This window comes from Faecalibacterium sp. An192, from assembly GCF_002160175.1.
Lineage (GTDB): Bacteria > Bacillota > Clostridia > Oscillospirales > Ruminococcaceae > Faecalibacterium.
The window spans coordinates 1-14,510 of sequence record NZ_NFKB01000023.1 but is presented as its reverse complement, the minus strand read 5'-3'; the positions used below and the strand labels follow the sequence as shown (position 1 = coordinate 14,510).

At 61.6% G+C, this 14,510-nt stretch carries 10 protein-coding genes and 1 tRNA gene; 7 read left to right on the top strand and 4 right to left on the bottom strand.

What is annotated here, in order from left to right; all coding sequences use genetic code 11:
• Positions 1-38 precede the first annotated feature (38 nt).
• From B5F27_RS08450 to B5F27_RS08440, 3 genes are read left to right on the top strand one after another with little or no spacing between them, the layout of a single operon-like run.
• Positions 39-1,940, top strand: a complete 1,902-nt coding sequence (locus tag B5F27_RS08450) for a nucleoside-diphosphate sugar epimerase/dehydratase (protein ID WP_242962134.1) — start codon at positions 39-41, stop codon at positions 1,938-1,940.
• Positions 1,941-1,995: 55 nt separating this feature from the next.
• Positions 1,996-3,297: a diaminopimelate decarboxylase gene (locus tag B5F27_RS08445; RefSeq protein ID WP_087366511.1), complete on the top strand. Its 1,302-nt coding sequence runs from the start codon at positions 1,996-1,998 to the stop codon at positions 3,295-3,297.
• 41 nt (positions 3,298-3,338) lie between these two features.
• A complete protein-coding gene (locus B5F27_RS08440; RefSeq protein ID WP_087245395.1) occupies positions 3,339-3,761 on the top strand; it encodes a hypothetical protein in 423 nt (140 codons plus the stop codon).
• Between the two features lie 72 nt (positions 3,762-3,833).
• Here the strand turns inward: B5F27_RS08440 and B5F27_RS08435 are convergent, their stop codons facing one another.
• Together B5F27_RS08435 and B5F27_RS08430 are read right to left on the bottom strand one after the other, a co-directional pair.
• On the bottom strand, positions 3,834-5,378 hold the full coding sequence (locus tag B5F27_RS08435) for a YifB family Mg chelatase-like AAA ATPase (RefSeq protein WP_087366458.1): 1,545 nt from the start codon (positions 5,376-5,378) through the stop codon (positions 3,834-3,836).
• Between the two features lie 30 nt (positions 5,379-5,408).
• Positions 5,409-6,404 (bottom strand): RluA family pseudouridine synthase, encoded by a 996-nt coding sequence (locus B5F27_RS08430; RefSeq protein ID WP_087366454.1) that lies wholly within the window; start codon positions 6,402-6,404, stop codon positions 5,409-5,411.
• Positions 6,405-6,568: 164 nt separating this feature from the next.
• On the opposite strand from B5F27_RS08430, the gene B5F27_RS08425 reads away from it, so the two are divergent.
• The 4 genes from B5F27_RS08425 to B5F27_RS08410 all read left to right on the top strand — a co-directional run bounded on the left by B5F27_RS08425 (position 6,569) and on the right by B5F27_RS08410 (position 12,630).
• Entirely contained in the window at positions 6,569-7,378 is an 810-nt protein-coding gene (locus tag B5F27_RS08425; RefSeq protein WP_087366450.1) for a JAB domain-containing protein, read from the top strand.
• Between the two features lie 172 nt (positions 7,379-7,550).
• Positions 7,551-9,608 carry an excinuclease ABC subunit UvrB gene (gene uvrB, locus B5F27_RS08420; protein WP_087245403.1) on the top strand — a complete coding sequence of 686 codons (2,058 nt, stop codon included), beginning with the start codon at positions 7,551-7,553 and terminating at the stop codon, positions 9,606-9,608.
• Positions 9,595-12,474, top strand: coding sequence for an excinuclease ABC subunit UvrA (gene uvrA, locus B5F27_RS08415; protein WP_087366447.1), 2,880 nt, complete (start codon positions 9,595-9,597; stop codon positions 12,472-12,474). Before uvrB ends, uvrA begins: the two co-directional genes overlap by 14 nt.
• 78 nt (positions 12,475-12,552) lie before the next feature.
• Positions 12,553-12,630 (top strand) — tRNA-Pro (locus B5F27_RS08410).
• 384 nt (positions 12,631-13,014) lie between these two features.
• On the opposite strand, the gene B5F27_RS08405 is transcribed toward B5F27_RS08410, so the two are convergent.
• Entirely contained in the window at positions 13,015-13,200 is a 186-nt protein-coding gene (locus B5F27_RS08405) for a hypothetical protein (RefSeq protein ID WP_242962133.1), read from the bottom strand.
• A gap of 17 nt (positions 13,201-13,217) precedes the next feature.
• Positions 13,218-14,204: a MobV family relaxase gene (gene mobV, locus B5F27_RS08400; protein WP_087366444.1), complete on the bottom strand. Its 987-nt coding sequence runs from the start codon at positions 14,202-14,204 to the stop codon at positions 13,218-13,220.
• Between the last annotated feature and the right edge of the window lie 306 nt (positions 14,205-14,510).

Genomic DNA, 14,510 nt, shown 5'->3' with positions numbered 1-14,510 from the left:
ACGGCGGTGCGCCGCCGGGAGAAGATGAGGACGTGTCTTTGAAAAAGGAAACCAAACGCAAGGGCGGGATCATGCTGCGGCGGGGACTGCTGTTTTTGATCGACCTTGTGATCGTATGCTTCAGCTTTTATCTGGGCCTGCTGCTGCGGGCCGACGGCGCCCCCGAGGTGGACGTCTGGTGGCCCCATAACCTGGCCCTGCTCTATCGGAACCTGCCCTGGATCGCGGCGCTGTATATGCTGTCCTTCCTGGCGGGCGGCCTGTACACCATTCTGTGGAAGTACGCCGGCGAGCGGGACCTGATCCGCCTGGCCTTCATGGTGGCGGTGCCCACGGTGGCCGTGTACTTTGTCAACCGGCTGTTTGTCCACGGCGTGCTGTTCAACTCGGCCAACTGCATCGCGGCGGTGTTCATCCTGCTGTTTGTGGGCGGCATCCGGATGGCGTGGCGGCTGTTCCTGGACCACCCCCTGGGCGCTGCCCTGCGGGGTGTGCCGGTGAACGACCCCAACCGCCCTGTTCTGATCGTGGGCGCCGGAGAGGCCGGCGCCTGGGCCATCAACGTCTGCAAGTCCAACAAGACCTATGGACGCCCGGTGGTGGTGGCGGACGACGACCCCGAAAAGCTCAATCAGACCATCCACGGCGTGCCGGTCAAGGGCACCCTGGAGGATATCCCCGAGCTGTGCACCCGCTATAATATCTATGGCATCATCATCGCCATCCCCACCCTGCGGGGCAGCCGGCTCAGCCATGTCATCGACCTGTGCACCTCCACCCACTGCAAGGTCCAGATGCTCAGCGATCCCCAGTCGGTGGGTGCGGGCAGCATGCCCCAGAACGCCTTCCGTGAGCTGAACACCGCCGACTTCCTCTCCCGGGACGAGGTCACCCTGGACACCGAGAAGATCAGCGGCTACCTGAAGGACAAGGTGGTGCTGGTGACGGGCGGCGGCGGCAGCATCGGCAGCGAGCTGTGCCGCCAGGTGATGCGGTTTGGCCCCGCCAAACTGCTGATCTTCGACATTTATGAGAACTGCGCCTACGAGCTCCAGATGGAGCTGCAGCGCAAATATGGCCGCAATGCCCCCATTGAGGTGCTGGTGGGCTCCATCCGGGACAAGCACCGGCTGGACGAAGTGTTCGAGACCTACCACCCCCAGGTGGTGTTCCATGCGGCGGCCCATAAGCATGTGCCCCTGATGGAGGTCAGCCCCGCCGAGGCGGTGAAAAACAACGTTATGGGCACCAAAAACCTCCTGACCAGCGCCAGCGAGCACGGGGTGGAGCGGCTGGTGCAGCTGTCCACCGACAAGGCGGTCAACCCCACCAGCGTCATGGGCTGCACCAAGCGCCTGTGCGAAATGCTGATCCAGACCTTTGCCCAGCACACCGAGATGAAGTGCATGGCGGTGCGGTTCGGCAACGTGCTGGGCAGCCACGGCAGCGTCATCCCGCTGTTTGAGTCCCAGATCAAGCAGGGCGGCCCGGTGACCCTGACCGACGCCAACATTGAGCGCTACTTCATGACCATCCCCGAGGCGGCCCAGCTGGTGCTGCAGGCGGGAGCCCTGGCTGAGAGCGGCAGCATCTACGTGCTGGATATGGGCGAGCCGGTGAAGATCATTGACCTGGCCCGCCAGATGATCCGCTTTTACGGCTATGAGCCGGGGGTCAATATGGAGATCAAGATTGTGGGCCTGCGCCCCGGCGAAAAGCTCTATGAGGAGCTGATGATGGACGAGGAGCAGGACAAGATGCGCCGCACCGAGCACAACAAGATTTTCGTGGCCCCGGCCCGGAATATCCAGCTGGATGTGTTCTATCAGCAGCTGCAGGATCTGTTCCATGCCGCCGAGCACAACGACGAGGGCGTGGTGGAGCAGCTGCAGAAGATGATCCCCACCTTTACCCCGGTGCGGGACAGCCTGAAAAAGTAACCCCGGGCCGGCCGCGGCCCCATCCAAATACCATGAGAGGGAAGTCGATGTTATGATGGAAAAGAAACCGTTTGTCACCGAGGCACAGATCCAGAACATTCTGCCCGATGTGCCCACCCCCTTCCATATTTACGATGAGAAGGGCATCCGGGAAAATGCCCGCCGGATCAACCAGGCTTTCAGCTGGAACAAGGGCTTCAAGGAATACTTTGCGGTCAAGGCTCTGCCCAACCCCTCCATCCTGGAGATTCTGCGGGAGGAAGGCTGCGGCGTGGACTGCTCCTCCCTCACCGAGCTGATGCTCAGCGAGGCAGTGGGCTTTGAGGGCAGCGAGATCATGTTCTCCTCCAACCAGACCCCCAGCGAGGACATGAAGAAGGCCTATGACCTGGGCGCCTATATCAACCTGGACGACGCCACCATGGTGGGCTTCCTGGAGCGGGTGGCCGGCGTGCCCGAGACGGTGTTCTGCCGGTACAACCCGGGCGGAACCTTCAGCCTGGGCCAGAGCAAAGAGGGCTTCCAGGTGATGGACAAGCCCGGCGACGCCAAGTACGGCATGACCGAGGCCCAGATGGTGGAGAGCTTCAAGCAGCTGAAAGCCAAGGGCGCCAAGAACTTCGGCATTCATGCCTTCCTGGCCTCCAACACCCTGTCGGATGACTATTACCCCGAGCTGGCCGGCATCCTGTTCCAGCTGGCGGTGCGGGTGTCCCGGGCAGCGGGGGTCCATATCGGCTATATCAACCTGTCGGGCGGCGTGGGCATCCCCTACCGCCCCGACCAGCGCGAAAACGATATCATGGCCATCGGCGAGGGCGTCCGCAAGAAGTTCGAGGAAATCCTGGTGCCCGCCGGCATGGGGGATGTGTCCATCTTCACCGAGCTGGGCCGGTTCATGACCGGACCCTACGGCGCTCTGGTGACCACCGCCATCCATGAGAAGCATATTTATAAGGAGTACATCGGTCTGGACGCCTGTGCGGCCAACCTGATGCGCCCCGCCATGTACGGCGCCTACCATCACATCACGGTGCTGGGCAAGGAGGACGCCCCCTGTGACCACGTCTACGACGTGGTGGGCGGCCTGTGCGAGAACAACGACAAGTTCGCCATCGACCGCGCCCTGCCCAAGATCGACATCGGGGACCTGGTGTATATCCACGACACCGGCGCTCACGGCTCGGCCATGGGCTACAACTACAACGGCAAACTCCGCAGCGCCGAGGTGCTACTGTGTGAGGATGGTTCCCACCGGCTGATCCGCCGGGCCGAGACCCCCCACGATTACTTTGCCACCCTGGACTTCACCCCCTTCTTCAAGCAGATGTTCCCGGGGGACTTCGAGGAAAAGTAAGGCCGCCGGCCCACGGCCCGGCCTGAGATGAGGAAAAAGCGATGTTTTTTGGTTTTCAGCTCACCTGCGGCATGATGCTGCTGTACTACGGCTACACCGTCATGAAAAACCCCCGGGTCTGGGGCGATCAGGGCCGCCAAAGCGTCAAGCCCGAAAACTTTGCCGAGTATGCCCGCCAGAACGGCCTGTTCTTCATGAAAGCGGGGTTCATCATCTGCGTCATCGGGGCGATGGACGCCCTGGGCTGGCTGGATGGCCTGCTGTACGTGCTGCTGTACGTCTTTGGCCTGGCCTTTGCCTTCTACCCCCTGGGCCGCTGGTGCAAGGAGAAGGAGGGGCACTTCTGGCCCTGGCGCCACACCCAGAGCGAGAAAAAGCGGATTCGCGCCCTGCGCCGCCAGCAGGAGGCCCAGCAGGCCGACCAGAACCCGGACAGCCCGGAGGATTCGGACAGCGCCCGGTAAACCCCGCACATCGTATCATAGAAAAACCCGGCCAGGGAGGTCCCCGGCCGGGTCTTTTTGTTGGTATTGTGTTCAGCGCACCTGGGTGCGGTCCTGCATCCGGTACTGGAGGGCTTCCAACAGGGCGTCCTGCTGGATGTCGTCGGTGCCGGCCAGATCGGCAATGGTGCGGGCCACCCGCAAAAGGCGGTCGTGGGCCCGGGCCGACAGGCCCAGACGGTCATAGGCCGCCTGCAGCACCTGCTGGGCGGCGGGGGACAGGCGGCAGACCCGCCGCACCTGCCCGGCAGACAATTGGGCGTTGCAGTGGGTGCCGCGGTAGCCCAGCTGGGCAAAACGCCGGGTCTGGATCTCCCGGGCGGCCAGCACCTGACGCCGCAGCTGGGCGCTGCTCTCGCCCTGAGCCGCGCCGTGGAGCTCGCTGAACGCGATGGGGTCCATCTCGACGCACAGGTCGATGCGGTCCAGCAGGGGCCCCGAGATGCGGCTGCGATATTGGCGGATGGCGGTGGGGGTGCAGGTACAGGGCCGGGTGGGGTGGCCGTAGTAGCCGCACTTGCAGGGGTTCATGGCGGCCACCAGCTGGAACCGGCTGGGATAGGTGGCGCTGCCGGCGGCCCGGCTGATGGTGATCTGTCCGTCCTCCAGGGGCTGGCGCAGCACCTCCAGACTTTCCCGGGAAAATTCGGGCAATTCGTCCAAAAAGAGAACCCCCGCGTTTGCCAGACTGCACTCTCCCGGGCGGAACTGGCTGCCGCCTCCCGCCAGGGAGACGGGACTGGCCGAGTGATGAGGACTGCGGAAGGGCCGTGCGGTCACAAGCCCGCCGCCCCGGGGCATCAGCCCCGCCACCGAATAGATTTTGGCGGTCTCCACCGATTCCTCCCGGGTCATGGGAGGCAGAATGCCGGGCAGACGCTTGGCCAGCATGGACTTGCCGGTGCCGGGCGGCCCGATCAACAGGACGTTGTGCCCGCCGGCGGCGGCCACCACCATGGCCCGCCGCGCCACCGACTGGCCCAGCACGTCGGCAAAGTCGGGGTAGGCCGACCACCCGGCGTCGGGATCAAAGGGGACGGGCTGCACCGGCTCCAGAGGGCTGCGCCCGTCCAGGGCGTGGACCACTTCATGGACGGTGCGGGCAGGGTAGACCTGCATTCCGCTGTCCCCGCAGGCTTCGGCGGCCTCGGCGGCATTGTCGGCCGGGAGATACAGGGCTTTCACACCCCGCTCGGCGGCGGCCAGCGCCATGGGCAGCACCCCGGTCACCGGGCGCAGTGCGCCGTCCAGGGCCACCTCCCCCAGAAAGGCGGTGTCCGCCTGAGGCGGGTCAATCTGCCCGGCGGCGGCCAGCACCGCCAGCAGCAGGGGCAGGTCGTAGACGGGACCGGTCTTGCGGACGTCGGCGGGGGCCAGATTCACCGTCACCCGCCCGGAGGGCCACCGGTAATGGCGGTTGTGGACCGCCGCCCGCACCCGGTCAGCGCTCTCCCGCACCGCGGAGTCGGGCAGGCCCACGATGGAAAAGGCGTCGACGCCGCCCGACACGTCGGCCTCCACGGCCACGCCGAAGCCCTGCAGCCCGTTCAGGCCGAAACTCTGCAATACAGCGTACATGGATGGGGTCCCTCCTCCCGCGTGAACCGGTCAGCCGGCCGGTTTGGTCTTGTCCAGGGCGTCAAACTGACGGACAATCTGAGGATCTTTCAGCTTGATGACCTTGCCGGTGAGATAGTGCAGGGTGTTTTCCTCGGGAATGTCCAGAAAACTCACCCGCACCGCGCACAGGGCCTGGGTTTTGGCCCCGGCCCGCTCGTTGGCCTTGCGGTTGCCGTACTTGATGTCGCCCAGCACCGGCCGGCCCAGATAGGCCAGATGGGCCCGGATCTGATGGGTCCGCCCGGTAATCAGCCCGATCTTGCACAGGGCATAGGGCCCCGCCGTCCGCAGTACGTCCACATCGGTGATGATCTGCTTGCGGCGGCCCGCCTGGTCGGAATGGGCATGGATGCTGACCTTGTTGGTCTTTTCGTCGTGCTCCCACCAGGCGGTGAACCGGCCCCGGGGCGGGATGCCCACCGTGATGGTGTAGTATTCCTTTTTCAGCCGGTCGGTGCGGATGATTTCGTTCATATCCCGCAGAGAGGCGTAGTTTTTGGCCGCAATCACCAGACCCTCGGTGCCCCGGTCCAGCCGGTTGCAGAGGGCCGGCGCAAACCGGTTTTCCCCGCCGGGGGTGTATTCCCCTTTGTCGGTGAGATACTGGGTGAAGGCGTCCACCAGATTGGCGTCGCCGGTGCGGTCGCTGTGGCACAGCAGATGGGCGGGCTTATACAGGACGGCGATGTTCTCGTCCTCGTAAATCACCTGGACTTTGGGCTGACGGGGCCGGGCGGGTTTGGCCGGCTTGGATGCCCGGGCCGGAGCGGTCTCGGGCGGGAAAAACTCGTCGTTGATGTACAGCTCAATCAGGTCCCCGGCGGCCAGACGGGCGTCGGGGGCAGCCTTTTTGCCGTTGACCTTGATCCGCTTGTTGCGGAAGCTCTTGTACAGCAGGCTGGTGGGCAGGCCCTGGGTCACGCTCTGCACAAAGCGGGACAGGCGTACCCCTTCGTCGTTGGGGGTTGCGGTAAATTGTTTCATGGCAGATTCCTCACTTTGTACCCATGATAAACGATTTCGGGGTGCAAGTCAATTCGTGGGGAAAATTTGCCCCCGGGGTCTTGTCTTTTGGCCCAAAGAAAAGTATCCTTTAAATAAAAAGACCAGACCGCGCCGGCAGCCGGCCGGAGAGAGGAGGGGGCGTCATGGCGCAGAAAAAGGAACCCAACAAGAGCATACACGCCGGGCACCGCCAGCGGATGCATCAGCGTGTGGAGAAGTATGGCCTGGAGAGCCTGGCGGAACACGAAATGCTGGAGTACCTGCTCTACTTCACCAACGCCCAGAAGGACACCAACGCCATCGCCCATGACCTGCTGGAGACCTTCGGGGACTTTGCCGGGGTGCTGGAGGCCGATGAAAAGGAATTGTGCGCCGTGAAGGGCATCGGGCCGGCATCGGCCCGTCTGCTGCACCTGCTGCCCCAGGTGGCGGCCTGCTATCAGCACAGCCGGGTGAAGGACGGCCGCCGCCTGCGGACCACCGAACAGCTGGGCGCCTACGCCATGGCCCGCTACCAGGGTATCCAGAAGGAGCGGGTTTTGCTGATCTGCCTGAGCCGCCAGCACCGGATCACCTCCACCGCCTGGATCAAGCAGGGCGGGGAAGACCGGGTGGCCCTTCCCATCCAGGAGGCGGTCCGCCAGGCATTGCGGGCCCGGGCCGAGAGCGCCGTCCTCTGCCATAACCATCCCGGCGGCAGCGTTCTGCCCTCCCGCCAGGACCTGGAAGCCACCGCCAGCCTGGCCAAGGGAATGGCCGTGGTGGGCATCGAGCTGCTGGATCATATCATCGTCACCGATACCGAATACGCCTCCCTGCGTCAGCGGTGCGGCCTGGACCTTATGACGGTGGGCCAGCCCCGCATGGCCATGCTGCGGGAGCTGGATGCCGCAGAAACGCCCGCCCCCGAGGAAGCCGCCGCTTCCGGCGAGCCCGACCCCGCCGGCGGGTGAAGGCCCCGGGTGCATACCGGCGGGACGCCGGGCCAGACTGAGAGAAAAAGGCGGGAAAAAGATTTGTGGGATGGACTGTACAGAATAAATCAAACGTGGTATAATCTTTGCGAGTGATACAACTATTGATTGTGAAGTCTGCGCCGGAATCCCGGCGGGGAGGAGGCCGTCTATGGCAGAAAATCAATTCAAACTGGTGTCGCCCTATCAGCCCACCGGCGACCAGCCCCAGGCCATCGAACAGCTGACGGCGGGGGTGGAGCGGGGCGACCGCTGCCAGACCCTGCTGGGCGTCACCGGCAGCGGCAAGACCTTTACCATGGCCAATGTCATCGCCCGGTGCAACCGGCCCACCCTGGTGCTGGCCCACAACAAGACTCTGGCCGCCCAGCTGTGCACCGAGTTCCGGGCGTTTTTCCCCGAGAACGCGGTGGAGTACTTTGTCTCCTACTACGACTACTACCAGCCCGAGGCCTATATCCCCAGCACCGACACCTATATTGAAAAGGACAGCGCCATCAACGACGAAATCGACCGCCTGCGCCATTCGGCCACGGCGGCTTTGTCTGAGCGGCGGGACGTCATCATTGTGGCGTCGGTGTCCTGCATTTACTCCCTGGGCGACCCCATCGACTATCGCAGCATGGTCATCAGCCTGCGCCCCGGCATGGAAATGAGCCGGGACGACCTGTGCCGCCGCCTGGTGAACCTGCAGTATGAGCGCAACGACGTAAATTTCGTCCGCAACAAGTTCCGGGTGCGGGGAGATACGGTGGACATCTACCTGGCCTATATGAGCGAAATGGCCATCAAGGTGGAGTTTTTCGGGGATGAGATCGACCGCATCACCGAGTTCAACCCCCTCACCGGAGCCAAACAGAACATCGTCAAGCATGTGGCCATCTTCCCGGCCAGCCACTACATTGTCAGCGCCGAGAAAAAGGCCGCCGCCATCGAGAAAATCCGGGCCGAGTGCGACGCCCAGGTCAAACAGTTCACCGCCGAGGGCAAGCTCATCGAGGCCCAGCGCATCGCCCAGCGCACCAACTACGACATCGAGATGCTCAACGAGGTGGGTGTGTGCAAGGGCATCGAGAACTATTCGGCGGTATTGTCGGGCCGGGCTCCCGGCAGCATGCCCACCACCTTGCTGGATTATTTCCCGGAGGATTTCCTCCTGTTTGTGGACGAGAGCCACGTCACCCTGCCCCAGGTGCGGGCCATGTACGGCGGCGACTACGCCCGCAAAAAGACCCTGGTGGAGTACGGCTTCCGGCTGCCCTCCGCCTTTGATAACCGCCCCCTCAAGTTTGAGGAGGTGGAGTCCAAGCTGAACCAGATCATCTTTGTGTCGGCCACCCCCGGCCCCTATGAAAAGGAGCACAGCACCCAGGTGGCCCAGCAGGTGATCCGGCCCACCGGCCTGCTGGACCCGCTGATTTCGGTCCGCCCGGTGGAGGGCCAGGTGGTGGACCTGCTGGGCGAGATCAAGGCCCGTACCGCCAAGGGCGAGCGGATTCTGGTCACCACCCTGACCAAAAAGATGGCCGAGGACCTGACCGATTACCTCACCGACCAGGGGGTCAAGGTCAAGTATATGCACCACGAGGTGGATACCTTTGAGCGGATGGAACTGATCAAGGACCTGCGCCTGGGCGCCATCGACGTGATTGTGGGCATCAACCTGCTGCGGGAGGGCCTGGACCTGCCCGAGGTGAGCCTGGTGGCCATTCTGGACGCTGACAAGGAGGGATTCCTGCGCAGTGAAACCAGCCTGATCCAGACCATCGGCCGGGCGGCCCGCAACGCCGAGGGCCTGGTCATCATGTACGCCGACACCGTCACCGACAGCATGGAGCGTGCCATCACCGAGACCGAGCGCCGCCGGGCCATCCAGATGGCCTACAACGAAGCCCACGGCATCGTCCCCAAGACCATCGTCAAGGAGATTCGGGATACCATCGAGATCAGCGACAAGGCCGAAAACGCCAAGGCCAACACCCGCCGGATGGGGGCCAAAGAGCGGGAGGCTGCCATCGACCGCCTGACCCGGGAGATGAAGGAGGCCGCCAAGCTGCTGAACTTTGAGCATGCGGCCTTCCTGCGGGATCAGATCGACCGGCTGCGCCGGGGCGAAAACCCCACCACCGACTCGGACGCCGAGAACGAGCGCCGCCAGAACCACGCACAGACACAGAGAAAAGGAAGAAAATACTTTGGCAAACGATAAAATTGTCATCAAAGGGGCCCGGGAACACAACCTGAAAAACGTCAGCCTCACCCTGCCCCGGGAGAAATTCATTGTCATGACCGGCCTGTCGGGGTCGGGCAAGTCCAGCCTGGCCTTCGACACCATCTACGCCGACGGCCAGCGCCGCTATGTGGAGAGCCTGTCCAGCTATGCCCGGATGTTCCTGGGCCGGATGGACAAGCCGGACGTGGACGAGATCACCGGCCTGTCGCCGGCCATCTCCATCGACCAGAAGACCACCAGCCACAACCCCCGGTCCACGGTGGGCACCGTCACCGAGATTTACGACTACCTCCGTTTGCTGTACGCCCGCATCGGCGTGCCCCACTGCCCGGTGTGCGGGCGGGTCATCAGCCAGCAGACGGTGGATGAAATGGTGGATGCCGTCCTCAAGCTGGAGGAGGGCACCAAGTTCCAGGTTCTGGCGCCGGTGGTCCGCCAGCGCAAGGGCACCCAGCAGAAAGAGCTGGATGCAGCCCGCCGCAGCGGCTACACCCGCGTGAAGGTGGACGGCAGCCTCTACGACCTGGACGAGGAGATCACCCTGGATAAAAACATCAAGCACACGGTGGAAATCGTGGTGGACCGCCTGGTCATCCGCAAAGGCGTCCGCAGCCGTCTGGCCGACAGCCTGGAGACGGCGCTGGGCCTCACCGGCGGCGTGGCCGAGGTGGAGGTCATCGGCGGCGAGACCATGACCTTCAGCCAGAACTTCGCCTGCCCCGAACACGGCATCTCCATCAGCGAGCTGGCCCCCCGGCTGTTCTCCTTCAACAATCCCCAGGGCGCCTGTGAAAAGTGCACCGGCCTGGGCATCTTTATGAAGGTGGACGAGGACCGCATCATCCCCAACCGCAGCCTGTCCATCCGCGAGGGAGCCATCAAGGCCAGCGGCTGGTATTACGCCGAGGGTTCGGTCAGCGAGATGTACTACATTGCCCTGGGCAAAAAGTACGGCTTCGACCTGGATACCCCCATCAAAGATTTCAGCCGCCCCGCCCTCAACGCCCTGCTCTACGGCACCAACGGAGAAAAACTGGAGCTCCACCGCACCAATGAGTTTGGCAGCGGCCAGTATTACGCCGAATTCGAGGGCATTGTGGAAAATCTGGAGCGCCGCTTCCGGGAGACCAACAGCGAGTGGATCAAGGAAGAGATCGCCGGGGTGATGTCGAGTGTGGAGTGCCCCGCCTGCCATGGCCAGCGGCTCAAACCGGTGGTGCTGGCGGTGACAGTGGGGGACCTGAACATCAGCCAGTTCTGTGAGATGTCCATCCGGGACGAGCTGGCCTTTATCCGGGCCAACGAGGGCAACCTCACCGAAAAACAGCGCCAGATCGGCGATCAGATTATGAAGGAGATCCGCACCCGCCTGGAATTCCTCCAGAGCGTGGGCCTGGATTATCTGACTCTGGCCCGCTCGGCGGGCACCCTGTCGGGCGGCGAGAGCCAGCGCATCCGCCTCACCACCCAGATCGGCAGCGCCCTGTCGGGGGTGCTGTACGTCCTGGATGAGCCCAGCATCGGCCTGCATCAGCGGGACAACGACAAACTGATCGACACCCTCAAGCACCTGCGGGACCTGGGCAACACCGTCATTGTGGTGGAACACGACGAGGACACCATCCGGGCGGCGGATTATATTGTGGACGTGGGCCCTGGCGCGGGCGTCCATGGCGGCGAAATCGTGGCCGCCGGCAAGGTAAAGGATATCTGCAAGGCCAAGCGCAGCATCACCGGAGAATACCTGTCCGGCCGCAAGCGGATCGCGGTTCCCGAGACCCGCCGCCCCGGCAACGGCCACTGTCTGCGGGTCACCGGCGCCCGGGAGAACAACCTCCACAACCTGACGGTGGACTTCCCCCTGGGGACCTTTACCTGCGTCACCGGCATTTCCGGCTCGGGCAAGTCCAGCCTGGTGAATGAGATTCTGTATAAGACCCTGGCCGGGGAATTGAACGGCGCCCGCAGCCGTCCCGGCAAAAACGACGGCATCATCGGCCTGGAATATGTGGATAAGGTCATCGGCATCGATCAGCAGCCCATCGGCCGCACCCCTCGTTCCAACCCCGCCACCTATACCGGGGTGTTCAACGACATCCGCAATGTCTTTGCCCAGACCCAGGACGCCAAGATGCGGGGCTATGGGCCGGGCCGGTTCAGCTTCAACGTCAAGGGCGGCCGCTGCGAGGCCTGCGAGGGCAACGGCATCCTTCAGATTGAGATGCACTTCCTGCCCGACGTCTACGTCCCCTGTGAGGTCTGCAAGGGCGCCCGCTACAACCGGGAGACCCTGGAGGTCAAATATAAAGAGAAAACCATCGCTGAAGTGCTGAACATGACGGTGGAGGAGGCCTGTGTCTTTTTCGCCAATCAGTCCAAGATCGCCCGCAAGCTTCAGACTCTGCTGGACGTGGGCCTGGGCTATGTGACTCTGGGCCAGAGCGCCACCACCCTGTCGGGCGGCGAGGCCCAGCGGGTCAAGCTGGCCAATGAGCTGGCCCGCCGCTCCACCGGCAAGACGGTGTATATTCTGGACGAGCCCACCACCGGCCTGCATATTGCGGACGTGCACCGCCTCATCGAGGTGCTGCAAAAGCTGGTGGACGCCGGCAACACGGTGATTGTCATCGAGCACAACCTGGATCTCATCAAGTGTGCCGACTATATCATTGACCTGGGCCCCGAGGGAGGCAGCGCCGGCGGCGAAATTGTGGCCGTCGGTACCCCCGAACAGGTGGCCGAGGTGCCGGGCAGCTTTACCGGCCAGTATCTGAAACCGCTGCTGGAACGTGATCTTTTGGCCCGCGCCCAGGAGAAGGCCGAAAAAGAACAGAAAAAATAAAAAATGGGTTGACAAGCGGCCCCAAAGTGAGTATAATAGCCCATGTCGCCCCGCTCTGGTAGGATCGGGGGCCGATATCCGGGTGTAGCGCAGTTTTGGTAGCGCGCTTGAATGGGGTTCAAGAGGCCGTGAGTTCGATTCTCGCCACTCGGACCAAAAGAAAGAAATCCGAACTTTATCTTCCGAATAGGAGATGGGTTCGGATTTCTTGTTTATACAGACAATCTGGATTTGATCCGGTAAGTAAAACAAGGCGGGCTTTTCCTTTGATGAACGTGGAAAGCCCGCCTTGTGCTTGTCAGACGGATTTTGAGGGCCCTAAAAATGCTTTTAAGCCTGTCTGCAGCTAATTTAATTATCTGTGGCTGCGGCATTTCTAGGGCTTCTATGGGCTTGTAGAATGCTGCACCATGATACAGAGATATAAGCTAAATCTCCTTCAGAGCAAGATGGGACTATTTTGGACTGGAGATAACACAACGCGCTTTGTGTGATGTAAATCAAGTGCCCAGCTGGGCACTTGATGGAGAATCGGTTGATTTATCCAGTCATGGAGAGGCCTTGCTGCTTTAGCTGCTGTTCCTCTTTCCACCGAGCAAACTGGCGCTGACCTTCTTCGCTGGCATAAAATTTTTCAATTTCTGGCAACAAGACCCGAGCCAACGCTTCCATCTCGTGCTGTGGAATGCCGGTGCCGTAATCATTGATCGCTTTCTTTTTTGCCAAATGATTACCTCCCATGCTCATAAGCCCTGTTTCATGGGGTGGTTTCGTTCTGTGGTTCCCATGTGGGTATACGCATCCAGAACCTCTTTGGGAATGCGCTCCAGAATCGCGAGAGCCTCCTGGTACTCCCTCTGGAGCTTGGCATCTTTCAGCTGCTTCAACACGCTCTCGTGAGTCGCCTCGTCCAGGGAATCCGAGAGCTTTTTGTTTTTCTTCTTGAGTTTTTCATTCTCAGCCTTGGTACTGGTGAAGGCTGTACTGTACTTTTTCAGCTGGGTCCGCATCTTCTCCACGGCCGGGATATAGCTGTCCAGCAATTCGGAAATCTCGGCGGCCCGCTTCTTGCCGTTCAGAGGCCCGATGCCTGTGAGCAGCTGATCCAGCTTCTGGCGCTGCTTGGTCAGGTGGGTCATCTCCTTGAAAATGCGGGGAGGGATATGGTCGCGGCCCGTTTGGCTGGCGCTCTCGCCGCGCTCCAGGTCTGCATACTTGACGACCATGTGCTCCCAGAACTTATCCTGCCACCAGCTCAGTTTCTTCTTGTTGCCCACAATCTCCTTGGCACTGAGTCTGCCGTCTGGCGTCAAGGGGACAAAGGAAAGGTGCATATGGGGCGTCTTCTCGTCCATATGCACCACGGCGGAGATGATTGTTTCTTTGGCTTGATACTGCTCCAGGAAGTGGAGTGCTTCTTCAAAGTACCGCCGGATTTCGGGCAGCTTCTTGCCCTGAAAGAATTCCGGGGTGGCAGTGAACAGAACTTCTACCAGCCGGACGCTGTCCTTCCGGGTGCGGCAGTCGGCGGCACTGATCTGCCGCTCAGCTTCGGTCCGGTACCGCTGGGGCGGTTCGATCAGGTGGAAGTTATGCTTGCTGCAGGAAAGGTCAATATCAGGGTTACTGGCGTACTTTTCTTTTCTGCGCTCGTTATGGGCCTCGATGTTGGTGATCTCCGGCCCCTTGTACTTGGCAAAGCGCATGATGGCGTATTGTGGTTGGCTCAATGGCGGCCCTCCTTTTTGGCAATTCAATCGTATTGATGACGGGCATAGTATAGACTCCTTTCGTTTGAATGGGTGGATCTTTTCGATTCCTGATGTGGTGGTGCTCAACTTGAACACCACAAAAAATCAAGTGTTCATTTTGAGCACTTGATTATAAGTCTAGTAACCGAGACAACCGTGCTCTCCAAATCAAGTTATCAAAATGATATGCTCCCTATAACAGAGACACTGAAATAGGGAAAGGGTTAAAATGAGCAAACGAAAAGAGATTGATCCAGAGTTTAGAATCTGGCTCATTGAGGAATG